At 44.7% G+C, this 26178-nt stretch carries 19 protein-coding genes; 1 reads left to right on the top strand and 18 read right to left on the bottom strand.

Features of this window, described 5'->3' with window-relative positions:
• Positions 1 to 2 precede the first annotated feature (2 nt).
• The 15 genes from mgtE to ftsH form a co-directional block, all read right to left on the bottom strand.
• Entirely contained in the window at positions 3 to 1358 is a 1356-nt protein-coding gene (gene mgtE / locus BO18_RS08270) for a magnesium transporter (protein ID WP_185752447.1), read from the bottom strand.
• Between the two features lie 178 nt (positions 1359 to 1536).
• Positions 1537 to 2286 (bottom strand): Crp/Fnr family transcriptional regulator, encoded by a 750-nt coding sequence (locus BO18_RS08265; RefSeq protein ID WP_051688581.1) that lies wholly within the window; start codon positions 2284 to 2286, stop codon positions 1537 to 1539.
• Positions 2287 to 2291: 5 nt separating this feature from the next.
• Positions 2292 to 2852, bottom strand: a complete 561-nt coding sequence (locus BO18_RS08260; protein WP_034445287.1) for an NUDIX hydrolase — start codon at positions 2850 to 2852, stop codon at positions 2292 to 2294.
• A 15-nt stretch (positions 2853 to 2867) separates the two neighbouring features.
• Positions 2868 to 4022, bottom strand: a complete 1155-nt coding sequence (locus BO18_RS08255) for a serine hydrolase domain-containing protein (protein ID WP_034445285.1) — start codon at positions 4020 to 4022, stop codon at positions 2868 to 2870.
• A 21-nt stretch (positions 4023 to 4043) separates the two neighbouring features.
• A complete protein-coding gene (locus tag BO18_RS08250) occupies positions 4044 to 5837 on the bottom strand; it encodes a Na/Pi cotransporter family protein (RefSeq protein WP_034445284.1) in 1794 nt (597 codons plus the stop codon).
• 153 nt (positions 5838 to 5990) lie between these two features.
• The gene (locus BO18_RS08245; RefSeq protein WP_034445282.1) at positions 5991 to 6893 is read right to left on the bottom strand and encodes a GNAT family N-acetyltransferase; all 903 of its coding nucleotides are present in this window, start codon (positions 6891 to 6893) and stop codon (positions 5991 to 5993) included.
• On the bottom strand, positions 6893 to 10678 hold the full coding sequence (locus tag BO18_RS32550; RefSeq protein ID WP_081860960.1) for a diguanylate cyclase: 3786 nt from the start codon (positions 10676 to 10678) through the stop codon (positions 6893 to 6895). Before BO18_RS32550 ends, BO18_RS08245 begins: the two co-directional genes overlap by 1 nt.
• 279 nt (positions 10679 to 10957) lie before the next feature.
• Complete coding sequence (locus BO18_RS08235) at positions 10958 to 11221, bottom strand: HPr family phosphocarrier protein (RefSeq protein WP_034445279.1); 264 nt, start codon at positions 11219 to 11221, stop codon at positions 10958 to 10960.
• Between the two features lie 19 nt (positions 11222 to 11240).
• Positions 11241 to 12185, bottom strand: a complete 945-nt coding sequence (gene whiA / locus BO18_RS08230; protein ID WP_034445277.1) for a DNA-binding protein WhiA — start codon at positions 12183 to 12185, stop codon at positions 11241 to 11243.
• 3 nt (positions 12186 to 12188) lie between these two features.
• Positions 12189 to 13058: an RNase adapter RapZ gene (rapZ, locus tag BO18_RS08225; protein ID WP_034445276.1), complete on the bottom strand. Its 870-nt coding sequence runs from the start codon at positions 13056 to 13058 to the stop codon at positions 12189 to 12191.
• Position 13059: 1 nt separating this feature from the next.
• Positions 13060 to 13971, bottom strand: a complete 912-nt coding sequence (murB, locus tag BO18_RS08220) for a UDP-N-acetylmuramate dehydrogenase (protein ID WP_051688579.1) — start codon at positions 13969 to 13971, stop codon at positions 13060 to 13062.
• A gap of 13 nt (positions 13972 to 13984) precedes the next feature.
• Positions 13985 to 14920, bottom strand: coding sequence for an ROK family glucokinase (locus BO18_RS08215; protein WP_034445273.1), 936 nt, complete (start codon positions 14918 to 14920; stop codon positions 13985 to 13987).
• A gap of 1 nt (position 14921) precedes the next feature.
• Positions 14922 to 15866: an HPr(Ser) kinase/phosphatase gene (gene hprK, locus BO18_RS08210; protein WP_034445270.1), complete on the bottom strand. Its 945-nt coding sequence runs from the start codon at positions 15864 to 15866 to the stop codon at positions 14922 to 14924.
• Between the two features lie 75 nt (positions 15867 to 15941).
• Positions 15942 to 17813, bottom strand: a complete 1872-nt coding sequence (gene uvrC, locus BO18_RS08205) for an excinuclease ABC subunit UvrC (RefSeq protein ID WP_034445268.1) — start codon at positions 17811 to 17813, stop codon at positions 15942 to 15944.
• A gap of 106 nt (positions 17814 to 17919) precedes the next feature.
• Positions 17920 to 20259, bottom strand: a complete 2340-nt coding sequence (gene ftsH, locus BO18_RS08200) for an ATP-dependent zinc metalloprotease FtsH (RefSeq protein ID WP_034445266.1) — start codon at positions 20257 to 20259, stop codon at positions 17920 to 17922.
• 176 nt (positions 20260 to 20435) lie between these two features.
• Between ftsH and BO18_RS08195 the strand changes: the two genes are divergently transcribed.
• On the top strand, positions 20436 to 22043 hold the full coding sequence (locus tag BO18_RS08195) for a CTP synthase (protein WP_034445263.1): 1608 nt from the start codon (positions 20436 to 20438) through the stop codon (positions 22041 to 22043).
• A gap of 49 nt (positions 22044 to 22092) precedes the next feature.
• Here the strand turns inward: BO18_RS08195 and BO18_RS08190 are convergent, their stop codons facing one another.
• Genes BO18_RS08190 through BO18_RS08180 form a run of 3 tightly spaced genes read right to left on the bottom strand, consistent with a single transcriptional unit; the run spans position 22093 to position 26107 of the window.
• A complete protein-coding gene (locus BO18_RS08190) occupies positions 22093 to 22890 on the bottom strand; it encodes a carbohydrate-binding protein (protein ID WP_034445261.1) in 798 nt (265 codons plus the stop codon).
• Positions 22891 to 22912: 22 nt separating this feature from the next.
• A complete protein-coding gene (locus BO18_RS08185) occupies positions 22913 to 24955 on the bottom strand; it encodes a DUF2264 domain-containing protein (protein ID WP_034445259.1) in 2043 nt (680 codons plus the stop codon).
• 18 nt (positions 24956 to 24973) lie between these two features.
• Positions 24974 to 26107 carry a glycoside hydrolase family 88 protein gene (locus BO18_RS08180; protein ID WP_034447165.1) on the bottom strand — a complete coding sequence of 378 codons (1134 nt, stop codon included), beginning with the start codon at positions 26105 to 26107 and terminating at the stop codon, positions 24974 to 24976.
• Between the last annotated feature and the right edge of the window lie 71 nt (positions 26108 to 26178).

The raw sequence follows: 26178 nt of genomic DNA, 5'->3' as shown, positions 1-26178 counted from the left end.
CCTTATGCAGCGATGTGCAACAGTCTGGTGGCAATATTGAAATACACCAGAAGTGACAGGGCATCTACGATAGTTGTGATAAAAGGACTTGCCATAACCGCAGGGTCAAATCCAACCTTTGAAGCCAGCATTGGCAAACAGCATCCAACAAGCTTAGCAATGAGCACCACAACAAATAATGTCAGGCAAATAACCAAAGCCACGGTAATTGTCAGCCTGTCCAGCAAAAGAAGCTTAACAAAGTTGGCTACTGCCAGGGTAAGACCACACAGCATCGCAACCCTGAGCTCTTTCCAGATGATCTTGAAAATATCCTCAAATTCAATTTCCTTAAGGGAAAGTCCACGGATAATTGATACACTGGCCTGGGAGCCGGCATTTCCTCCGGTGTCCATAAGCATCGGGATATAAGCAGTTAGTATAACGAAAGCGGAAAGCGCATCCTCAAACCCGGTGATGATCGCTCCGGTAAATGTTGCACTTATCATCAGGAATAAAAGCCATGGGATCCTGTTTTTATAGGTCTCAAATATACCAACCTTCGGATAGGGCTTATCCGATGGCACGATAGCTGCCATCTTCTCGATATCCTCGGTAGCCTCTTCTTCCATGATGTCCACTACGTCATCAATGGTGATGATTCCCACCATTCGGGACTCATTATCCACAACGGGCATGGCTGTAAAGCCGTACTTCTGGAACATCCTGGCCGTTTCTTCCTGGTCGGTCATGGTGTTGATGCTGATGACATTGGTGTTCATTATGTCACCGATGATCTCATCAGGCTTCATAATGAGCAGATATCTTAAAGCCACAGTTCCTACCAGGATCTTTTGCTTGGTAACAACGTAGCAGATATTGATGGTCTCTGAGTCAACGCCCTTTTTTCTTATACGCTCTATGGCATCATTGACTGTCATATCTTCGTGGAGATCCACATACTCCACCGTCATGATAGATCCGGCGGAATCCTCCGGATATCGAAGCAGGTGGTTGATATCAGCCCTTGTCTCAGGACTGGCATTTGCAAGGATGCGCTTAACAACGCTGGCGGGCATTTCTTCCAAAAGGTCCGTAGCGTCATCGGCCATCAGATTTTCAATTATGTTGGATGCTTCTCGGTCTGACATTGACCGGATAATGTACTGCTGTACATCAATTTCCAGATCGGCGAATACATCTGCCGCAATGTCCTTGGGCAGGATTCTGAACATCTTCAGTGAATCCTCGTCTTCCATTTCACTCATGACACCGGCTATATCCGCTGGGTTCATGTCTGAAATGGTCTGACGCAGCAATGTGTATTGCCTGGAAGTCAGAAGTTCCTTAAGCTCTTCTGCGATGTTCTTCTCTTCCATTTCCATGATAGAAATCTCCTTTGTGTATGGTTTTTATTGTACTTCGATAAGGAGCAGAATCACTGCCACATAAATAAGGATCTGACTTCATAAAAACCACCACCTTTCCTAAGAGATTTCGATTACACTTCTATACTTTACCACAAAACGTGACTTGGCGCTTAACTTTTTCTGCACCTTACTGTGATACGTAGATATCCCGGAGTGCGTCCCTATCAAGGACACGGATCCTGGCATGACCAAGTCTTGAAATAAGTCCCATCTTCTCCATTTCACGAAGCTTTCTGGATACTGTTTCTGTGCGAAGACTTACACTGGCAGCAATATCATCCAACTTAAGGACTATGTCATCATCAATGCTTCTGTCTACTCTGTACATCAAGAATCCTGCCAGTCTTGCCATCGGATCCTTGGTGGACAAAAGCATGTTTCTTTCATTTGCATCATGAAGCTTCTTACTTAAAAGAATTATCGTATTCATGGCCGCCGAAGGGTCATTTACTACCTTTATGAAATCATCTCTGTGAATCTGACAGATTGACGAATTAGTAAGACATACTGCCGAGTAGGGATATATGCTTCCATCCAGGAACATTCCTTCCCATATTATGTCGTGATCCGCAAGGATTGTAACTATCTGTTCACGTCCAAGGGAATCATATCTGCACAGCTTTACTCTTCCCTTTCTTATTATACAGATGGATTCAACCGGCTCACCCTCCCTGAAGAGATAACTGTTCTTCTTCAGATTCTCGTGAACGGAATGCTCCATAAGACTCACCTGCGCATTAACAGGAAGTCCCTCAATAAGGGGCACGCTCTGAGTGCAGAATCCACCACACTCTTCGCAGATATTCAGTCCCGTTATTCCTCTCATTAACTCTTTACCATGCTCCCTGTCATGGTAAGCACCTCTTTTAACTCCCATTTAAATTACCTGTTGACCCAGCAGTAGCAATATGCCTGAGTCCTTACTGCAAAAGGCTCTGTAGCCAATAACTTCCTTATCTCATCCTTTGTGAACCAGGCCGGTTCTATCTCTTCCTGAGCTGATGTGCTCTCGGAAAAAACTCCTCCGGCAACGCCAACACAGCATGCATTTCTTTCATTTGAAAAACCTATGGCACTGTAGCATGGTCCCCACCAGTCCTTTATCTCAAGGATATCAAGTCCGGTTTCCTCCTTCAGCTCACGCCTTGCTGCCTGTTCAGGGGTTTCTCCCTCATCGATAAGTCCCGCAGGGAAATTGTAAACCCATCTTCCCATGGCCATCCTGAATTCTCTGTTAAGCAGGATCTTCTCTCCACTTTCATCGTGCATGATAATGGCTACTGCATCTTCCTTGTCATTGTGAAGCTGCTCGAAAGTCTGAATGTCCTTGTCACGACTGATCATTTCGTAGACCTTCTCCTGGCCATCAGCCATCTTGTAATGCACATCATAGCGGTTGATGAATTTTCCAGGTTCCTTTTTCTCTATATACTCAAATTCCATTTGCTAAAAAGCTCCTTAACATGCCCCGTATACTATCTGCTTGAGACCTCTGATAAAGCTGTAATCACAGTCCCCTTCGATCTGCTGCATATAAATAAAGATAAGCTCCTCTGTAGGATCAACGAAAAAGTATGTTCCGGCCTTACCATCCCAGCCGTACTCTCCTACACTTCCGTTGGAGCATCCCTTTGCAGGATCTGTAAGTATCCTGAAATAATTTCCGTAGTTATAGCCGATACAAGCCTCAAAATCCAAGGTCTGAAGCTGTTTATCAGTCAGCTGCGGAGATGTCATGTATGCAAATGTTCGTCTGCCAATCAGCTCTTTTCCATGATAGGAACCTTTATTAAGAAGCATCTGGGCAAAATGGGCATAGTCATTGGCTGTTGAGTAAAGTCCGGAACCGCCCTTCTCCCACCAGGGATCAGCGGAAGGATTCTCCATCTCAAGGCGTCTTCTTACATCATCTTCAGCCCTTACTACCTTGCCATTTTTATCTCTTCTATAAAGGACTGCCTGTCTGAACTCCTTGCCCTCTCCAATCTTAAAATCAGTATCCTCCATATTAAGGGGTGTGAAGATCTCTTTCTTGAAGAATTCTGAAAGCTTCTGGCCACTGATGACCTCAATGATTCCTCCCATGATATCGGCAGAATGGCCGTATCTGAAGGTCTCGCCCGGCTCAAAGGCAACTCCTGCTTCTGCGATCTTGTTGCATATATCAGCGCTGCTCTTTAATATTCCTGACTCACTCTGGGTCCTTGCCTCCTTATAGATCTTGGACATAAGCCTTTCAGCCTCACCAAAATCCCCGGAGTAAACGATTCCCGAGGTCATGTTTAAAAGATCTTTTATTGTGATCTCATTTCTTGCTCTCTTGATTCCATCTGAGGACACCACTTTGCAGTCCACATATCCAGGAAGGTACTCGGAAACCTTGCTCATGGGGTCAAGAAGACCGCGCTCATAAAGTATCATTGCAGCAACTGCCGTAACAGGCTTTGTCATGCTGAATATCTTATAGATACTGTCCTGCCTGTCAGGCTCGTACTGATTCTCGTATACTCTTTTTCCTTTGTGCTCCACAAGTATTGTTGCACCCTGAAGACGGCCCTGTTCTCTCTGCATCTCAATGAGAGTATCGAGCCTGTTAAGCTTTCTGATATTCATAACACTTTCCCCGGTAAATAATTAGAATTTTACTGCTGGAAGCAGATATTTATTCTGATAGAATTCAACAGCCTTCTCAAAGCCCTCGCCCTTGTCAGCCTTAAGCTGCTCAATGTAGCCGTGGGCATCGTAGGCATCCTCGTCGACTTCTATGATACCAACTGCAATATTACTGCAGTGGTCTGCGATCCTCTCGTAATCTGTTCCAATATCGCTAAGGTCAAAGCCCTGCTCTATAGTGCACTTGCCCTTACGAAGCCTTCGCACATGGCGGCGCTTGATTTCTGTATGTATTCCGTCAATAGTCTCCTCAAGTGGCTCGATCATCTTTGCGAGCTCCACATCCTGATTCTCAAAAGACCTGATGGAAAGATCCATGATCTCCTGAACTGCTGATGCAAAAATCTCCATCTCAGACTGGGCCTTAGGTGAAAAGCTTCTGCTGTTATCCGACATGTTTTTTGCCTTCTGCATAATGTTCAGAGCATGATCACTGATCCTCTCGTAGTCAGTAATACAATGCAAAAGAACTGACAGTGTGTGTGAGTCCTTTACCCCAAGATGGTGTGCATTGATCTGCATAAGATATGTTCCCAGCTGATCCTCGTACTTATCCACCTTTCTCTCAAGGTAATCCACATCAGCTGCTGCCTCATCATCGAATTTATCGATCAGCCCGATAGCCTTATCAAGGGCCTCCTTAGACATGTTAGCCATGGCAATAGCTGCCTGCCTTGCCTGCTCCAATGCAAATGGAGGGTTTGAAAGGAAGCGGGGATCCAGAGTTCTGATACCCTGCTGTTCCTCCTGTTCCTTCTTTTCCCTGTCATCAATAGGAATTGCCTTAAGAGCCATTGAAACAAGGAGTCCGGAAAATGGCAGCATAAGTGGTGTTGCCACAAGATTTATAAGTGTATGTATTCCCGCAATGCCAACCATACCGATCTGGTCTTCCATAAATGCAAAATGAACAACTGCATTGATTGCATAGAATAGGATCATAAAGGTTGATGCCTTAATGACATTAAAGAACAGATGCATAAGAGCTGTTCTCTTACCATTTTTATTGGCACCAAGAGATGAAAGGATAGCTGTGATACAGGTTCCTACCTCCGCACCAACAACCACTGGAATTGCAATGCCGTAATCGATCTTTACAGAAAGGGACAAAGCCTGCAGTACACCGATGGTTCCTGCTGAACTCTGGATTACCATAGTAAAGATGATACCAACCAAAAATCCGATAAGCGGATTGCTGAAGGTTGTAAGAACCGCCTTAAAGCCTTCCACATCCTTAAGTGGTGATACAGCATCTGACATGGTGCTCATACCAAACATCAAAACAGAGAAACCTAATAAAATGGTTCCCACATTTTTCTTCTTGTCGCTCTTTGCGAACATATAAAGCCCAATACCGATAAGCGCCAGGAAAGGCGTAAAGGACCTTGGCTTTAAGAGATTGATAAGAAAATTGTCGCTGCTGATCGCATTTAATGAAAGAAGCCATGCAGTAAAGGTTGTACCAAGGTTAGCACCAAGGATAACATTTACAGCCTGCTTTAGAGTCATGATTCCTGAGTTAACAAGACCAACTACCATAACGGTAGATGCTGAAGAAGACTGAACCAGCGCCGTTACTCCCACACCAAAAAGGTATGCGATAAAGGGATGTTCAGTAACCTTGGCAAGAACGCTTTCGAGCTTGCCACCTGCGGCTTTTGTCAGACCGCCGCTCATAACATTCATTCCGTAAAGGAACATCGCAAGGCCTCCAACCAGGCCTGCTATCAATGTAAATACTTCAAGTGAATCCATTTTTCCTCCGAGACAGGCACTCTCCTCAAGAGCTTCTCGCTCTTCATACCTGCCAATCCATACTATTTCTGCATGTTACATGCTATATATTACAGGATAAACCTAAAAAATACCATAAAAAGTTTGACTATGGTCAAAAAAGTCCCCCGGGGCTCAGAAACTCAGTGTCATCTTTACATAATCCCCATACTGAGACTGGCTTAATGCCACCTTCTTCCCCTGGTTATATTGCTTGCCATAGATATTCTCTTCCACATTTACCTTGCCGGTCTCCTGAAAGCCCAGCTTTTTGCATATATGAATGGAAACCTCATTTTTCTCTTTTACTAAAGTCTGTACCTTATCAAAGGACAGCATATCCCTTCCATAATCCAGGATCGCTCTGCAGGCCTCCATACAGTAGCCCTGTCTCTGGTATTCTTTACCCACAAGAAATCCCAGTTCCACCTCGTCAAAGCCGTTCCTCACCGAGTACCCTGCTCTTCCAATAACCTTTCCGTCACTTATGCGCTGCAAGGTCCAAACCCCAAAGCCCATAAGATAATACACCTTTTCAATGTAATCCTTCTGATATCTCTTTTCATCCTTTGGATCCTCGAAGAGTCCTTCCATATAAAGAGTCATCTCCGGATCCGCATACAGCTTGTAAAACTCATCCACATCTTCCAGGGTGGTCTCTCTTATGATAAGGCGCTCCGTCCGCAGTATTTCCCAGGGCTCCCCTGCATAGCGTTGGTAGACCTTAACAAAAGAATCCATGTCCACCTGATCGATCTCGCCAAACACATACTTCACCTGAGGAAACTGCATTCCCTTGTTCCCGTCATGGAGCATTCCGGTAACATAGAATCCCGCATCCAAAAGCTCTTTTGCCAGATCGGGGCTGTCCGTTACAACAAGCGTCTCCCGTTCCTTAGGGAGCTTTTCTTTGTCAAAAGAAATCTCTGCGCCATAGCCACAATCCCTGATATATCCAGTTTCATCAAGAATGGCAGTGCGCAGAGTCTCATTATTTCTATCTTTTTCATCCATCAAAAAAGCAACGGATCTAAGCATTAAAGCATCTCCTTCTCATAGGTGACTGAGTATCCTTGGGTCCTAGGGTGCTCTTTCCATTTATTTTCTATTCTTTCTATTGTCACCACAGCAAAATCAGGATCGGTATTTGTAAGGATCACAATAGCAGTGTTGTGGTTGTCATAGCCATAAACATCCGTACTTCTAAGACTGTCGTCCAGCACCTCCAGGAATATATCCATTATGTCGTGGGGAACTATCTTGCCCTTTTCTCCGGTCACAATAAAGTGTATCATAACGGAGTTCATGACCGCACTGTCCCCAAGCCTTACAAGAAGCCTGTAGATCTCTCTGAGCCTTCCGTCCTCAACTCTGTATGGTTTGCTGCTCTTGTTTCTCTCTCCGATAATTGCCCTGATCTCAGCAATTCCGCTTATGTTGGCCCTGTCTGAGTTTTCCTCACTCCTGAACAGTGACTCCTCGTAGATCACATAGTCATGTTTGCCGGAATTCTTCACTATATAAAGAGCTTTATCCGCCTTTTTAAACAGCTCCTCATAGCTCTCCTCGTTGTCTTCTGCAACAGCAACAGCGCCTATGGACACGCCAAGGGGAATGTTCATATCTTCGCCCAGGATATGCTTCGCAACCTCTATGAGCTCCTCATTGAGGATCCTTGTCTTTTCCTTTATATCACTTCCGGTGGCATACTTATAAAAGGCAACAAACTCATCGCCGCCCACACGGCACAGCACATCATCGCTTCCAGCTGTTCTTCGCATAAGATCTGCAAGAGCCATGAGAAGTCTGTCACCATTGTCATGACCAAAAATATCATTTACAGGCTTAAAGCTATCCAGGTCCAAAACCGCCAAAATTCCAGAGTTATTCCTGCAGGCTTCGTTCATGGTATCCTCAGCGCCCCTCTTGTTAAGAAGCCCTGTCAGGTGGTCCTTGGTAGCCTCCTGCTGCAATCTTTGCACGTTGTTCATGTTATGAAGGATGTCGCCAATCGCCCATCCAAGATATAGTATAAACAAAAAGCATACAAGGTAAAGGTAAACCCTGAAATATCCGCGTTCAAAGAGCTGGGATTCCTTCCTTACCGGGAACACCTCATCCCTTACCACATCAATTCCGGCTGTATCCAGCACCTGAACATGGAGCTTATAATCTCCATAGGGAAGATTTGTAAAGGAAAGTGGCTGCATATTTTTCTGGTAGCAGGTAATACCCTGATCCTCAGCCCCCTCAAGGAAAATGTGGATCATAGGATTAGAAAGTGAATAATTCATCACTGCCACGTCAAACTGAATTCGTCCGGACACAGCAGGAATAGTATATACTCCATCAATAGGTTTTATCTTCTGATCTCCAACCATTATTTCAGAGAGACCAATCTTGAACTCGTTATTGAAGGAATCGTAATTCTTGATGGATACTCTTCGTACACCATCTGTACAGGATATGTAGAGTCTCTCTACGTTAAGAACATAATTGGCGTTGGCGGTAATTGCCGTATTAAGACCTCTGCTTCTGTTAAGCAGCATAAAACTGTACTGAGTGTCATTTAAAAGATCCTTTTCATCCAGCACATAGATTCCACCACTTGAAAATACCCACGCCTTCCCCTCTTCGGAGATAAAAATATCGTAGTTATTGCTGTAAGGAAAATTCTCAAGTCTTCTTATCTCTTTGTCATTATCATAGTAGATGGCATTACTGGTCACATACAGATATCCTCCTGTACAAGGCACGATCTTCATGACAACCAGAGTCCTTAAGCCCTCTGCTGTTCCGATGGTTCTTACAATCTCATCGTTCTTTAACACAAGAATTCCGCCGCCGTCAGTTCCTGCGTAGAGGGTTCCGTCTTCTCTTTCTACCAAAGACAATATCTGAGTGGATATCCCCTCATTTTCCCCAAGAGTTTTTACCACCTTCTCACCTTTGATAAAAGTAAGTCCCGTATTACTTGCTGCCACAATCCTGCCATCAGACAGCTCCACACTGAATATGAACCTGTCTCCTTCTGTCTTTGCATTCTGACTGTTAAATGATGCAACAGTGCCATCGCTGCGCAGCTTAATAAGTCCGTAAGGGCCGTAGGTGCTGACCCAAACGTTTTCATTGCTGTCACACATTATATTTCTGATACGAACATCCTTAAAAAACTCCGGGTGTGGTACCGGAACAGAATAATAGGTCTTAAGATCTATAGTCACAAGTCCGTTATTGGTTCCCGCATACAAGAGCCCTTTCTTTACCATTACGCTGTTTACAACTTCTCCGTCTACGCTGGCTCTTGAAAAAATATCCTCGAAAGGATTCCAGGAAAACTTTTTAACTCCCTGCTTACTGGATCCAAACCATATATTACCCTGGTAGTCGGAAAAAACGCTTACCACAGAACTGTCAAAGTCATTGCTGGAAAGATCTGTTACCGTTCCTTTATCAGAGACAAATCCCAGACCATTTTCACAGGCTATAAAGTATCCCTTTAAACTCTTTGAATACAAAATGTCATTGAAGTACTTCAGCTTTCCGGTATACTGCTTGGTCATAAGATCAGTTGCTCCATCCTTGATCCTCAGCCTTGCAGTCATATTTGAGCTGGTTCCTACTATATAATTTCCCTCTTCTTCTACTGCAACTTCAGTAAAATCCCCTGCCAACACATAAGTGATCTTATCCTCATTAAATATGATGAGATATCCGTCACTTCTGATCCCGGCCACAGAGTCGCCACTTGAACACAGTTTGAGAATTCCGGAAAAACTCCTGGCAGCAAAGGTATCCACTGAGCCTTCGGGAGTTATCATACACAACTGAGATATAGTGGCTATGTAGATATTTCCTTTGTTGTCCTCTGTAATATCTCTTATTGCATCAGATGACAGCCCATTATCGGTATAATAGAAATCTACCTGCTCCGATTTAGGATCATAGCAGGCCACACCACTGTCATTGGTTCCTATCCACAGTCTGCCCTTGCTGTCTTTAAAAAGAGCCATCACATTCTTTATCCTGGAATCCAAAGAAGCAAGCCTGAATTTATAGCCATCGTAGACATAGAGTCCTGAATAGGATCCTATCCACATATATCCATCATCAGTCTGAGCAACGTCATTTACTTCTACAGCCTCCAGACCATTCTCAACATCATACACATTCCCGGCGTATTCTGCCCCGAAATCCGCAGCTTTTACCGGAACCGGCACTGAGAAAACAAGGGCAGAAGCAATAAGAGGAAGAAGCATGAAAGGCGCTGCATTTGACGGCTTCTTTTCCAACGTATGGAAAAGTCTTGAGGCCAAAACAGCAGCCAAAAGGCTTATTACTTTATCCGGCACATCCACAAATGCCTGCCCCAAAAAAGTATTCACCACAGGAAGCTGAATATCCCTTGAGAGCATCTCCATAAGAGCATCTCCCCAGGCATTACCTGTTCCGCCGTTGTACGTATACATATTAATTATGGTGGAAATAATTGAACTTAGAATACCCGTCAGAACTCCTGCCGAAATAATCCTGAAATGTGCAGACTTCTGCCTTGGATAAAGAACACCTATAGATATACCAATTGCTGCAGATACCAGCATATAGGGCATCTCCTGTGGTTTACCCAGGGACGCAAAAAAGTTAAGAAGAACACCACAAAACGCTCCGGCTATCGGTCCCAGTTCTATTGCAGCAAAAATAGTGCCTGCAGAATCAAGCCACAACGGCAGATCTAAACCTAACGCCAACTTTCTGCCGCAAAGATTCACACCGACACAAATAGCTATAATGATCCAGTTCTTCCACGAAAGGAATGCCTTCATACACTTAATTTTATCATTATGCAAGTAGCTACTCAACGAATTAATGATAAAAAAACACCAAAAAGAAGATTAATAATCTCGCTTTTTGGTGTTCATAATTTGTTTACAAATCATTAAAAGAATGGTTACTTCAAATCATCTTTTAGACATAAAAGCTTGTTATTATAATATTGTCAGATGAGTTAAGACAATACCAAACAAAAACTTTTTCATAATATGCCAGGTAAGGAAGCTTACCTGGCATCCTCCCTTTTATAGGGGCTTTTTTTATTTTACGGCTTAGTTCTGGCCACTTCCCTGAAGAAAGTTCTCAAGATCAGCTACTGCTGACTCCTCGTCGCTTCCCTCTGCAATAACTGTAACAGCTTCGCCAGAAGTAAGGTTAAGTGTCATCATTCCCATGATGCTCTTTGCATTAACCTTCTTAGACTGAGCTTCGATGTGTACGGTACTCTCATACTTGCTTGCAAGCTGAACCAGCTCAGCAACAGGTCTTGCTTCCAATCCTCTTGGCAGCTTGATCTCGATAGATTTTGTTAACATAATTTCCTCCTTAGAACCTTTAACCTCTTATCCTGTCCGCAAGCTCGGATAGCTTACGAAGCCTGTGATTAACTCCAGATTTTCCTACCGGGGGATCCAGGTATTCACCCAGCTCCAAAAGTGTTGCATCCGGGTGTTCCAGCCGCACCTGGGCCATTTCCTTAAGGCTCTTTGGCAGCTGTCTGAAACCAAAATTATCCCTTATGTAGGTGATATCCTCTATCTGCTTAGTGGCTGCATTAACAGTCTTGGTAATGTTAGCAACCTCACAGTTGACTCGTCTGTTAATAGAATTTCTCATCTCCTTGAGTATCCTTAGATTCTCAAGATTCATAAGACTAACAGGCGCCTCCATGATGTTAAGAAGATCTACGATTCCGGCGCCCTCTTTTACATAGAGGACATGATACTTCTTTCGAAGTACAATTCTTGCTTCTATATCAAAGCTCTCTATAAGCTCTTTTAACTGATTTGCCTGTCCTTCACTGGTACAGACAAACTCCAGATGATAACCTTTATTTGGGTCACTGATTGAGCCTATACACAAAAATGCATCCCGGAGAAAAGCTCTTTTACAGCAGGAATTCTTCGTGATCATAGGGCTTACCCCATTCTCAAAATCCCTGACACTTCCGTCTGTTTCCATCAGCCTGGTGGCCTTCAGTACAGCCCTTAGCTGTTCCCTGTCACGAAGAACCGGCCTGTAAATACGGCCTTTGCTCTTCACATCGGGAATATCCTCCAAAATGCTAGTAACTATATTAAATGCTTTTTTTAATAATGTAAAGAACTTTCTAAGCACCAGGCTGTTATCCGCCTGCAGATACAGCGTCATTTCGCCATCTTCTCCAATGCCCACATAACCTATGCTGGTTATGATCGCTGTCAGCTCCGCCAGCTGACAATGCCGGGAAGAACCAGTGTGCTTTTCCAGTTCCTCTTTTACCTCTGAGGAAAAAGACATTTCTTACTTAGCCTCTTTAACGTCTCTGTGATAAAGCTTAAGACCGAAGTTACCTCCCACACTCTTAAGCCTGTCATAAATCTCATTTGCGATAGTAACACTTCTGTGCTGGCCGCCGGTACATCCAATGGCAACAACAAGCTGATATTTGCCCTCCTGGACATATCCCGGGATCAGGAATGTAAGCATATCCGTTAGCTTGTCAACAAATTCTGTGCAGGCAGGAAAGCTTTTTACATAGTCTTGAACAGGCTTGTCATTTCCTGTCTGATGCTTGAGTTCATCAATATAGTAGGGATTAGGCAGGAATCTCACATCAAACACCAGATCCGCGTCTGATGGAATCCCATGCTTAAACCCAAAGGACATGATATTTACCATAAGAGAGTTATACTCTGCATCCTCTACGAATATCCTATCCAGCTCCTTTTTCAGCTCTCTGGTAAGAAGGGTTGAGGTGTCTAAAATATAGTCCGCCTTTTTCTTAACCTCAGCAAGAACTGCCCTCTCTTTGGAAATTCCGTCTTCGATCCTGTCTCCGGGGGAATTCATTGGGTGGATCCTTCTGGTCTCCTTATATCGCTTTATCAGGACCTCATCACTGGCATCCATGAAAAGAACTTCAACCGGTATTCCACGCTCTTTCATGGAATCTATGATACCGGCAACTCCTTCAAAACTCTGGCCCGCTCTGGCATCCACTCCAAGTACAACCTTGCTGATTCCTGAGTCGGGCATTGTTATCAGCTCTGTAAACTTTTCTATCAGAGAAACCGGCAGGTTATCAACACAGTAAAATCCTGCATCCTCAAGCATATGTATGGCCGTTGCTTTTCCACCGCCACTCATTCCGGTTACGATCACAAATCTCATATCAGAATTCTCCAACCATCACTACTTCCGGCTCCAGCGTAACTCCGGAAGATGCATAAACTCTGCTCTTTACTTCTTTTATCAGTTCATAAATATCTGAAGATGTGGCATCGCCCTTATTTACGACAAAACCGCAGTGCTTCTCAGAAACCTGTGCTCCGCCCACGGAAAAACCACGAAGACCCGCGTCCTCAATGAGCTTTCCTGCAAAATATCCCTCAGGTCTCTTAAAGGTAGATCCGGCGCTTGGGTACTCCAGGGGCTGTTTTTCCTTTCGCTTTAAGGCAAGCTCCTTCATTGTTTCCGATATTTCTTTTGCCGAACCCTTAGTAAGCGCAAGAAGCGCAGAAATTACGATATATCCTCTGCCCTTAATGGCGCTGGTCCTATAACCAAACTCCATTGTGTCCGCACTTAAGGTCATGATCTCACCGGATGGAGAAATAACCTTTACCTCTTTGGTAATAAGCTTCATCTCTCCGCCGTATGCTCCGGCATTCATTATCATGGCTCCGCCTATGGTTCCGGGAATCCCTGCAGCGAACTCAAAGCCTGTAAGGGCATTATCTCTGGCAAAAGAGGCTATGGCACTGTTCAAAGCTCCCGCCTCAGCGAGAATTTCAATATCTCCCACAAGGCTTATGTTGTTCAGTCTCTCAAGGGAAATTACTACACCGTCAAAGCCGGAATCAGAAACCAGAAGGTTACTTCCATTTCCTATAATGAAGGAAGGCAGACCAAGCTTTCTGACTATGTCCGCAACCTTTTCAAGCTCCTTTTCATTTCCGGGGCATAAAAATAAGCTGGCAGGCCCACCAGTTCTAAATGTGGTGTGCCTGCTCATAGGTTCATCTATATGGATATATTCTTCTGAAACTATATCCTTTAAATACGTTATTATCTCGTTGTTCAAGTTGTGTCCCCGATCAATTGATCATCATCTTTGCTGCGCCGTAAACGCCTGCATCATTACCAAGCTTAGCAAGGGCAAACTTTGCATCCTTACATCCTGGGAATACGTACTTTTCAAAGCTTGGCTTAAGGAGATCAAAGAGCATATCTCCCGCCTTAGAAACACCGCCACCAAGAACGATGATCTCAGGGTTTACTACTGAAGCAACAGCTGCAATTCCCTTTCCAAGGTAGTAGCCATACTGCTCTGCTGCCTTTACAGCAAGCTTATCGCGACTTTTTGCTGCATCAAAGATATCTCTGCACTCGAAGTCCTTATTTCTAAGAACGCTGTCCTCATCTGTTGAAGCAAGAACTCTCTTTGCAAGTCTTACTGCACCTGTTGCGCTGGCATACATCTCAAAGCAGCCATGCTTACCACATCCACAGGTCTCAGGCTCATCGTCTACAAGGTGGATGTGTCCGATCTCTCCGCCTGATCCCTTAGCACCTGTAAGGATCTTTCCTTCAATGATGATTCCGCCTCCAACTCCGGTTCCAAGAGTAACAAGGCACATGTTAGGATAGCCCTGTCCGCCGCCCTTCCAGGCCTCTCCAAGAGCTGCTACGTTAGCGTCATTTCCTGCCTTTACAGGAAGCTTAAGCTTTGAGTGAAGCTCATTTACTACATTTACTCTCTCCCAGCCAAGGTTAACAGCCTGGTAGCAAAGTCCGTCTGCATTTACTGCTCCGGGAACTCCTACACCTGCACCAACTACCTGGGTATCTTCTATATTCTTTTCCTTCATCTTAGCTCTGATTGAATCAGCTATATCAGGAATAATGTTCTCGCCGTGGTTCTCTGTTCTTGTGGGGATCTCCCAGAAATCCACCTTCTCACCGGTCTCAGTAAGAAGTCCTATCTTAACAGTTGTTCCTCCAACGTCTGCACCAAAAACGTATCTTGTCATATTAGTCGTCATCCTCCTCATTTCTTCTCTTTGCAAGGGAGTTTTGTACTCTGTTATAAAGCTCCTGAGCTGCATTGTAGCCCATTGCCTTCTGTCTGTGGTTAACTGCTGCCGACTCACAGATTACAGCAAGGTTTCTTCCTGGACGGATAGGGATCCTGTGGCACACAACCTTGTTTCCAAGATATTCTGTGTACTCTTCCTCAAGTCCAAGTCTGTCATATTCCTTATCCTTGTCCCAATCCTCAAGCTTGATAACAAGGTCAATGTTCTGGGTCTCTTTAACGCTTGATACACCGTAGAGGGTCTTAACATCGATGATACCAACACCTCTCATTTCGATGAAGTGCTTGGTTATGTCAGGGGCCGTACCAATAAGAGTCTCTTCACTTACTCTTCTGATCTCAACAACGTCATCGGAAACAAGACGATGTCCTCTTTTTATAAGCTCAATGGCTGTCTCTGATTTACCGATACCACTCTCACCGGTAATAAGAACGCCTACACCAAAGACATCAACTAAAACGCCGTGAATTGAAATACAGGGCGCAAGTTTAACGTTGAGCCATCTGATTATCTCTGCCATAAATGAGGAAGTGGACTTCTTTGTAATAAGAACAGGCACCTTCTCCTCAACGGCAATCTTTACAAAAAGTGGATCCGGAGTGAGCTCTCTGCAGAAAACAACTCCCGGGATATCAAAAGAAAGGAATTCCCTGTACATCTTTTCCTTTTTGTTATCTGGAAGCGACTCCATATAGGTATACTCTACGAAGCCAATGATCTGAAGTCTTGTTGCCTCAAAGTGCTCGAAATAACCAGCCAGCTGAAGAGCCGGTCTGTTAATGTCCGGCTGGCTTATCCTGATCTTCTTGACATCCAGCTCAGGAGTGAGGTTCTCAAGCTTCATTTTCTCAATGATAGTTTTCAAACTTACACTAGACATGGGAATCTCCTTTGAAAAAATCTATATTTGCGACGCCTAAATAATATCACAGAAAACGGGCCTGTTCAAATATTATCAATCCGTTTGGTGAAAGAAATCGTAAATCTGCTCCGCCACATTTTCAGGGATCTCAGGCACCTTTGAAAGCTCTTCTGCTGAGGCATTTCTGATGTCCTCTATGGTCTCAAAATTCTTCATGAGAGCCTTTCGCCTGGCAGGTCCTATGCCCGGTATATCATCCAAAGAACTCTTTACCTGAGCCTTGCTCCTAAGAGACCTGTGGTACTCTATGGCAAATCTGTGGGCCTCATCCTGTATCCTTGTGATGAGCTTAAAGCCCTCTGACCTGGTATCTATAGGAAGTTCTACATTATTAAAGTAAAGACCTCTGGTCCTATGATTGTCGTCCTTTACCATTCCGCAGACGGGGATGCTGATTCCAAGTTCTTCCAGAACCTGGAGGCAGATATTCACCTGTCCCCTTCCACCATCCATAAGGATAAGGTCCGGAAATTTGGTAAAAGAGCCATACTGCGCATCTATGTCCCTGACCTGAAGCTCATGCTTTTCCTCAATTCCATGGAGCAGCCTTCTTGTAAGGACCTCATGCATGCAGGCGTAGTCATCAGGCCCTGCAACAGTCTTTATCCTGAATTTACGGTAGTCACTCTTTTTAGGCTTACCCTTCTCATAGACCACCATGGAGCCAACATTGGCAAACCCGCTTATATTGGAAATATCATAGGCCTCCATTCGGTTAAGGCCTTTTATTCCCAATAGGTTTTCTATCTCCTTTACTGCGCCTATGGTACGGCCCTCCTCCCGCTTTATCCTCTCCTTATCCTTGGAAAGAACCAGCTGGGCATTAGAGGCAGCCAGCTCCATGAGCTTTTCCTTCTGTCCGCGCTCAGGAACACTTATGTATACTCTGCTTCCCTTCCTTTGAGTGAGCCACTTCTCAATAATCTCCATATCCTCTATGGGTTCAGGCAAAAGAAGCTGTCTCGGAATAAAGGGTGTTCCGGCATAAAACTGTTTAACAAAGTTCTCCAAAATCTCCGACTGGGGATTCTCAGAAACGTGGGTCATATAGAAATGCTCTCTTCCTATAAGACGTCCATCTCTCACAAAGAAAACCTGCACCACTGCGTCATTATCATCCGAGGCGATGGCAACAATATCCTTGTCCTCCATTGATGAATCCGTCATCTTCTGCTTCTGGGCAACCACCTTTACAGAAGCTATGAGATCTCTATATTTTGCTGCGTTCTCGAAATCAAGCTCCTCTGAAGCAGCCTCCATTTTTTCCTGCAAGTCTTTTAATATGACGCCATAATTACCATTGAGGAAATCCAGCGCCATATCTATCCTGGCTCTGTAGTCCTCCTTGGAAATCTCTCCGGTACAGGGTCCGCAGCACTGCTTCATATGATAGTTGAGGCAGGGACGCTCAGCACCAATATCTCTTGGCAAAACCCTATTGCAGGTTCTAAGGCCATAAAGCTTATTGATAAGCTCTATAGTATCCTTCACTGCTGCAGCACTGGTGAAAGGCCCGAAATATCTGGATTTGTCCTTCTTCATGAGGCGGGAGAAAAGAATCCTTGGATAATCCTCAGACACCGTCACCTTAATATAAGGATAGGTTTTGTCATCCTTGAGCATAGTGTTATATCTGGGACTGTGTTCCTTGATAAGGTTGTTCTCCAGGACCAGGGCCTCAAGCTCAGAGTCCGTGACAATGTACTCAAACCTTGCGATCTGCTTTACCATCCTGTCAATCTGAGGGCCTCTTCCGATATTTGAACGAAAATAAGACCTTACACGGTTGTGAAGGTTTATGGCTTTTCCCACATACATTATGGTGTCAGCCTCGTCATGCATTATATAAACTCCCGGCTTATTGGGGAGCTTTTTCAGTTCTTCTTTGATATCAAATCCCGACATACTTCAATTAAACCACCATTCCCGGAACTTTTAAAGAGGATGCAAAAGAGCTATGGGCGCATTTAACATGTCCTCCCATAGCTCTTTTCATACACATAATTAATTATCAGTCCTTCTTGTCAAAATCCTGTGGAACGTGTGAGAACAGTCCGTCTCTGCCCTTTGAAGGCTTTTCATTATCAGGAGCTTTCTCCTCAATAAATCCGGGCTTATCGTCAACAATAGTCTCAGCCACCTGTTCCTCAATATCTGCAGCCTTTTCTATAGCTTCACCAACTGCTTTCTCAGCGCTGTCAACTACTGCGCCTGGATCAGCAGCTTTTCCCATGGCCTCTGAAGCAGCCGCCTCAATGGCGTTCTGAGCTTCAGCAACAGCAGCGCCTGCTGCCGCTCCAATTTCGCTGGCTACGTCCTTAACATCAGGCTCATCCTTCTTGGGCTTCTTTACCGGAACGTTCTCGCCAACCAGTGCTGATTCAGCTCTTGTAGCATAGATTCTTCCTGCCTTAGCCTTCTCCTGTTCCTCCTCTGTAGGTTCAGGAATATTCTCAACCTCACGGTAGATCTTCATGAACTCCTTACCGGTGATGGTCTCCTTCTCAATAAGGAACTGAGCGATCTTATCCATGGCATCAAGGTGCTCTCTGATGATCTGCTTAGCTCTCTCATAGCAATCTGAAAGGAGCTTCTGTACTTCTGCATCCACATCAGCTGCTGTCTTATCTGAACAGTTGAGGATCCTGTTTCCGTCAAGATATCTGTTCTGGATTGACTCAAGCTGCATGAGACCGAATCTGTCACTCATACCAAACATAGTGATCATGCTGCGAGCCATGTTTGTTGCTTTCTCAATATCGTTCTCAGCACCTGTTGTAACTGTGTTGAAGATAACTTCCTCTGCTGCACGGCCACCAAGTGAAACAATGATGTCATCAATGATCTCATCCTTGGTCTGAAGATATTTCTCATCCTCAGGAACCTGCATAACATATCCCAAAGCTCCCATGGTTCTTGGAACGATGGTGATCTTCTGAACGGGCTCTGTGTTCTTTTGAACTGCGCTTATAAGTGCGTGTCCTACCTCGTGATAGGAAACGATCTTTCGCTCTTCCTTGCTGAGGATCCTGTCCTTCTTCTCTTTTCCTACAAGGACCTGCTCAACAGCTTCCATAAGATCCTGCTGGCATACATACTCCCTGTGTGCCTTAACAGCATTGATGGCTGCCTCGTTGATCATGTTGGCAAGATCTGAACCAACTGCACCACTGGTTGCAAGGGCAATTCCCTTAAGATCAACAGTCTCATCCATCTTAACATCCTTGGAATGAACCTTAAGGATCTCCTCACGGCCCTTGAGATCAGGCTTATCAACGATGATACGTCTGTCGAAACGTCCGGGACGAAGAAGAGCCTTATCAAGGATCTCAGGTCTGTTGGTAGCACCAAGGATAAGTACACCCTTTGATGAGTCAAATCCATCCATCTCGGAAAGCAGCTGGTTAAGAGTCTGCTCTCTCTCCTCATTACCGCCGCCATACTTGCTGTCACGGCTTCTTCCGATGGCATCGATCTCATCTATGAAAATAATACAAGGTGCATTCTTACTTGCTTCGTTAAAGAGGTCTCTTACACGGCTGGCACCTACACCAACGTAGAGCTCGATGAAGTCTGAACCAGCAAGAGAATAGAAAGGAACATGTGCTTCACCTGCAACGGCCTTAGCCAAAAGAGTCTTACCTGTTCCGGGAGGTCCTACAAGGAGGGCACCCTTAGGGAGCTTAGCACCGATCTTGGCGTACTTTGCAGGGTTATGAAGGAAATCTACAACCTCTACCAAAGACTCTTTTGCCTCGTCTTCACCTGCTACATCCTTGAAGGTAACACCTGTCTCCTTCTGAACGTAAACCTTTGCATTGCTCTTTCCTACGCTTAATGGTCCGCCGCCTCTGCCCATTCTCTTAAAGATGATGGAGAGAAGGAACCACATAAGAAGGATTGGGGCAATATAATAAAGAATAAATGTAAGTATTGCTCCTGAACTGTCCGGAACTTCGCTTGACACCTCAACTCCTGCATCAAGCATTCGCTTTGTCAGGTCAGTATCGTCTTCAGCCTTACCGGTATAATAGGTAACTGTTGAATATCCTGTAAGGGAATATCCAAATCCAAGCTGATCCTCAGCCTTGGTCTCCTTCGGATAAATGTTGATCCTGTCTTCTTCAATGACGATCTTCTCGATCTTCTGATCCTCAACCATCTGAAGGAATTCAGAATATGATACTTCTGAGTTGGTATTCTCAGAAAAAGCTCTGAGGAAATAAGTCATGCAGACCATGGTGACAAGGGCTGCAACCAAAAGAAGAATTATATTCTGGCGTCTTGGGGAGTTGCCGTTATCGCCTCCGCCAAGGGGGTTATTATTTCTCTGATTCTGATTATTATCCATATAATTTTCCTACTTCCTAATATTCCAACTCATGCTATAATAGCATAGTATGATGTGGAATACATCGTTCTTCTTATATTAATATCAGCACTATAACATAGAATTATATCGCGTGCAATTTGATATTTCAATCCATTGTAAATAATTTCGTCAATTAATCAGGAGGAAAACGGAAAATGGCTGTTAAGTACATCTTTGTGACTGGTGGTGTTGTTTCAGGTCTTGGAAAAGGAATTACTGCCGCATCTTTGGGGCGTCTTCTTAAGGCCCGTGGATACAAGGTTACAATGCAGAAATTCGACCCTTATATCAACATCGATCCCGGAACAATGAACCCGGTTCAGCACGGAGAGGTATTCGTAACAGAGGACGGTACAGAAACCGATCTTGACCTTGGCCATTACGAGAGGTTTATTGACGAAAATCTTGATAAGAACTCTAACGTTACAACCGGTAAGATCTACTGGTCAGTTCTCCAAAAGGAGCGTCGCGGCGACTACGGCGGAAGAACTGTTCAGGTAATCCCTCACATTACAAATGAGATCAAGAGCAAATTCTACAGAAACTTCACCGACGATGAGACAAGGATTGCCATCATCGAAGTTGGTGGAACTGTGGGAGATATTGAGTCTCAGCCATTCCTTGAGGCCATCAGACAGTTCCAGCACGAGGTTGGCCACGAGAATGCAATGCTTATCCTGGTTTCACTTATTCCTTACCTTCGCTGTTCACAGGAGATCAAGACAAAGCCTACTCAGTCAGCAGTTAAGACCATGCAGGGAATGGGACTTCAGCCTGACGTGATCGTCTGCAGAAGTGAACTGGAGCTTGATCAGGAGACAAAGGATAAGATAGCTCTTTTCTGTAATGTTCCTTCAAGTCACGTTCTCAACAACCTTGATCTTGAGTACCTCTACGAGGCTCCTCTTGCCATGGAAAAAGAGCATCTGGCTCAGGTGGCATGTGAGTGCCTTAACCTTGAGTGTCCAGAGCCTGATCTTACAGACTGGAAGGCAATGGTAGACACTCTCTACTCAATGAAGCATGTAGTAAAGGTTGCTCTTGTCGGAAAGTACACGCAGCTTCATGATGCATACATAAGTGTAGTTGAAGCTCTTAAGCACGGTGGTATCTCTAATCAGACTGCTGTCGATATTAAATGGATAGATTCAGAAGAAGTTACTCCTGATAATGTGGCAGACCTTCTTTCAGGTGTAAATGGACTTATCGTTCCCGGCGGCTTTGGTGATCGCGGAATCGAAGGAATGATCACCTCCATCAAGTATGCTCGCGAAAACAACCTTCCATTCCTTGGCCTTTGCCTTGGTATGCAGCTGGCAATCGTTGAGTTTGCACGTAACGTAGTTGGTTACGCAGATGCACACTCCATCGAGTTTGATCCAAACACCCAGCATCCTATGATAGCTCTTTTACCTGACCAGAATGGTGTTGAGGATATCGGTGGAACCTTACGTCTCGGTTCATACCCTTGCGTCCTTGATAAGGATTCCAAGGCCTTTGAGCTCTTTGGTTCAGAGAACATCACAGAGCGCCATCGTCACAGATACGAGGTCAACAACGACTTCAGAAATGTTCTGGTTCAGAACGGCTTGAAGCTCTGCGGAATGTCTCCTGACGGAAGGATCGTTGAAATGATCGAGCTTCCTTCAAACGCCTTCCACATGGCAACCCAGGCACATCCTGAACTTAAGAGCCGTCCAAACAGACCACATCCTCTTTTCTCAGGATTCATCAAGGCTTCACTTGATCACGAAAACAGATAAAGACAAATTAAGGCTGTCGCACTTTTGAGTGCGACAGCCTTTTCTTAATCTATCTGGCTTCAGTTCCATAAACTTCAATCTGTGTAAGTGCCGGGAACGGGCTTGGATCATCAGCTTTAATGAGCTTTCCAAGCTTGATCCATTCTATGCCAGAGCGCTTGATATTAAAGCTATGTGGTATCTGGACCTTCTTATCCATCTTTATTACTTCTTGGCTTCCATCTGAAAAGCTTAAGGTTCCTTCCACCCACCAGTTGTCATGTGGGAAATCAGCTCTTGTATAGAGAAGGATCCTATCTATATCAACCTTTCTTCCGAAATCCAAAGTGAATTCTGCATCGTCCTGACGGTTGATCCCCCAGGATTCATAGGGCCACTCTCCATGGGAAAGGGTTGCCTTGCAGCCATCTATAGCATTCCTCGCCGCAAATACTGCCTCACCCCTTGTCTCCACGTTTGCACTGGCATGAGGATAAACGCCGCTAACCTCATGCTGGTCAAAGGGATTCAGAGCCAGATTTCTGTACGCAGAAACCTCATAATCCGCGGCTTTTCTTATGGTCACAATATGCCTGTTTCCCCAAAAGGATAATGGGTTATAGCTGGTTTTCTTCTCATAGAAGGGAACCGTAAAAAGAACTGTCTCCTCCTTAATAAGTACCAGCGCAGGATCAATTGTTGCATCGACCTTCACAACGTAAAATTCATCCGGAGTAATTTCGGAAAACTCTATAATGTCACCTTTTCTATATTCTCCATCCCAGGCAAGAGTTACTTCGTCTTCGCCACTACTTTCCGCCTTGGGAACATGATCCCAATCATTATATACACTGATCTTCATGCGTATTCCCTTTCTTTTATCTCACCACTTATACCGAGAACATTCCCTCAATGCCGTAAAAATCGATAACTCTTACTTCTCCGTTCTTTAAATAAATCTTTACAGGTCCGTATCCGCCGCATTTCTGGGAATCCGTATATTCAATTCTTGCTATGGGGAATATTTCATCCTCCGAAAAATCCTTAAGCGATTCCTTTGTGACGATCTGTGAAATAAGGAAGTAAGGCTCGTAACCATACTGCTTGTTTCTTTTGGTCTTTGCATACATCACCACTGATTTTTTGCTGTCAGGATTTGTCCCTTCAGAGTCGATCCGTTCAATGCTATCCCAGCCGGCAAATATAGTAAATGCCATCTGTTTTTCTTTTCCTGTATGGTCATGTCCCTTGAGCACTACTGCCCTGAAGCCATCCTTCTCTTTATAGATAACTTCTGTTCCGTTGTCTGGGAAGCCAAAGGCTCCAAGGGTAAACTCTATAGGTCGTCTGAACATACGGATCTTATCTGCTCTTATGATTCCGTAGGGAACGGCAAAGTCAGCCAGATCAATGGCAGTCATCCAGTGACACTCATTATCCATGTCATAATCAAAGAACTGCCTCCTGTACAAAACCTGGTCCTTCTCTCCTGCCCAGTAGGTCACATTTCCCTTGATCGTCTTCCCCTCATCTGTGTACTTTCCCACATACTGCTGGGACTCAACCTCATCACTGACCGTTGCCTCCCAAGGGAATTTGGTATTATAGACAAGCTTGGAATAGTTGTTCATTCCATGATCATCGGCCTTGTTTTTCACAACCTTCCCGGTCCTAAGTTCAGTTATTCCGTTTGCCTGATGGTTAGCCATGCAAAGTCCAGGGCCGTCCAGGGTCCACACCTTTGTTTCATTTTCCTTAAGCTCATCCCATAGTCCGTTGTTTTCCTTAGCCGTCCAGAAGGGATGATCCTTTGGAAGATGCAGGCACAAAAGAGCTTTCGCCAGCCAGAACGGGGATTCTGCGCAGGAATACCCCTGGAGTAGCGGTGAAAAAGGCCCATAGAATCCAAGAGTAGGTACACCCTCCCACAAAAAGTCATCTCTTGTAAGGAACTGTAACAGTGACCCGGAACAGATCCTTCTTGCCTGGCCCGGATCTATTGAAGAATTTCTCATAAGGAGATTTCCGTCAAAAGAGCTAGTGGCAGCATTTCTGTAAATCCCGCTCCTGCCCCACATGTTGGTAAAACCGTCCCTGTCGAAGAAGTAGGGATAGGTCTTCATGAGCTCATTGGAGTTTTCTTCGAACCTTTCAGCAATATAGGGCTCCTTCTCGTATCCGTACCAGTTGTTCCAGATGGCTGTGTACATGTTGAAGGCCCAGCAGGAGTAGTAATCAAAGGAATGTCCGTCCCTGTACCAGCCATCTCCAACGTAGTAGTGGAGAATGTTCTGGGCGTGATCCCTCATGATATCCTCATCTATCTCATAGCCGTTCATGTACAAAAAGGCCATATCCAGCATATTAAAAAGGCGCCAGTTTTGGGGAACGGTATTGGAATGTGCAAAGTCTGATAAAAAGGCTGCAATCCTGTCCTTTTCTTCCTTGCTATATCTGTCCCAGATCTCATCCTTTGAAAGCCACAGGCAGATCACCAGCGCTGCAGTTTCAACAGTCTGCTGGTATGTGGCAAAAAGATTACCACTGTCATCGCCACTTTTCATATCCGTGAAGTTCAGCACATAGTTCTTTTCCCCGGGAGTTACTGCGTATAGCACCTGCTTAGCATAGTAATCCCTTACATTTATTCCATTTAATGTAAGCTCTGGATCAATATGTACTAGTGGCGCAGCTATGAAAAAAGATCTTGCCAGCCCTTCAAATATTTCCGCCTTTGTCCTCCACTCAGGGTCCCCTGGCTGCGGGTAAGTGATCTTTGTCTCATATCTTGGCATGACCACAGGATCTTCTATGGATTTCAGATTATTAAAAACTCCCGAAAGCAGGTACTTTGCTGCTTCTATCCAGCTATCTCTCGTAAGCCCTGTATAGGGGCTAAGCTCATAATCAGTACTTGTAGGTGTGAATACCATCTTCTTCTCCTTGCCTCATCAGAAAATCCTTAAGGCTTTACCCGATAATTTCATAAGCGCTTCTATAAAATAGTAATCACCGTAGATGATGGACATGTTGTGTCCGTCTCCGTGATAGTCAACTGCACATTTTTCCAACAGGTTATCTGTATCAAGACTCCAGTTGCAGCGCTTCTCATCCAAAGTCTTAAGGAGCTTTAATGCCCCATCAAGATATTTGTCTGAGTCCTCATCTAAAAGCCCCGCCAGTTCAATTAGACCTGAAGCTGTTATGGCTGCAGCCGTGCTATCTTCCAAGGACACTTCCTTTGGCTGTCTGTAATCTATCGGAACCAGGAAGCTTTCAGGCATGGCAGACAGCACATAGTCTGCGATCTTCTTTGAAGCCTCCAGATATTTCTTTTCCCCGGTGTAACGGTAGGATAGAGCAAAGCCGTAGATTCCCCAACTCTGTCCTCTTGTCCAGGAAGAACCCTCGCCGTAGCCCTGGCCTCCTAAAGTTCCCTCCTGCTTTCCTGTGAATGGATCGAATACCACGATGTGATTAACTGATCCGTCCTCCCTTATGAACGACTTAAGGGCCGTATCTGCGTGAGCAACTGCTATCATCTTAAATCTTGGATCTGTGGTCTCCTCTGAAGCCCAGTAAAGAAGCGGCAGATTCATCATGCAGTCAATGATTGCAAATCCCCTTCTGTCAACGTCATCCCAATTATTCCAGGCTCTTATAAAGTTTCCTGCCAGGTTAAACCTTCCTGCCATATTGTTTGCAGCCAGCATCGCCCGATTAAGAGATTCTTCATTCTTTTCCTGTTTGTATCTGATAACCGAGGTGGGCAGCCACTTAAAGCCGTTGTCGTGGTCCAGCCCCTGGGTACTCATAAGGTTTTGGTCCAGCTTCTCTTCGACGCCAATGGCTTCTAGTCTGAACATTTCATTTCCTGTCAAAGCATATAGCTGCCACATCACTCCACCCCAAAATCCGTTGGTCCACCAACAGGGGTCTGAGATGCTCTTGTCGTCAAATCTTCCATCTATCGTAGTGTAGGGAATCCTGTCCCTGTTTCTTTCCGTCACTGGGATTATCTTTTTCTCTATCTTTTCCAGAGTCTCTTGAACCCAGGCTTTTTCTGTATCTGTCAACGTTCTCATTCTTTTCCTTTCTGCCTCGATTATGTATCTATTTTCCTTATGTTTGCACATATTTCATGTATCTATTCCGG

The sequence above is a fragment of the Butyrivibrio sp. AE2032 genome (genome assembly GCF_000702965.1).
Note: the sequence above shows the minus strand (reverse complement) of the source record. Positions and strands in the feature narration are given on the sequence as shown.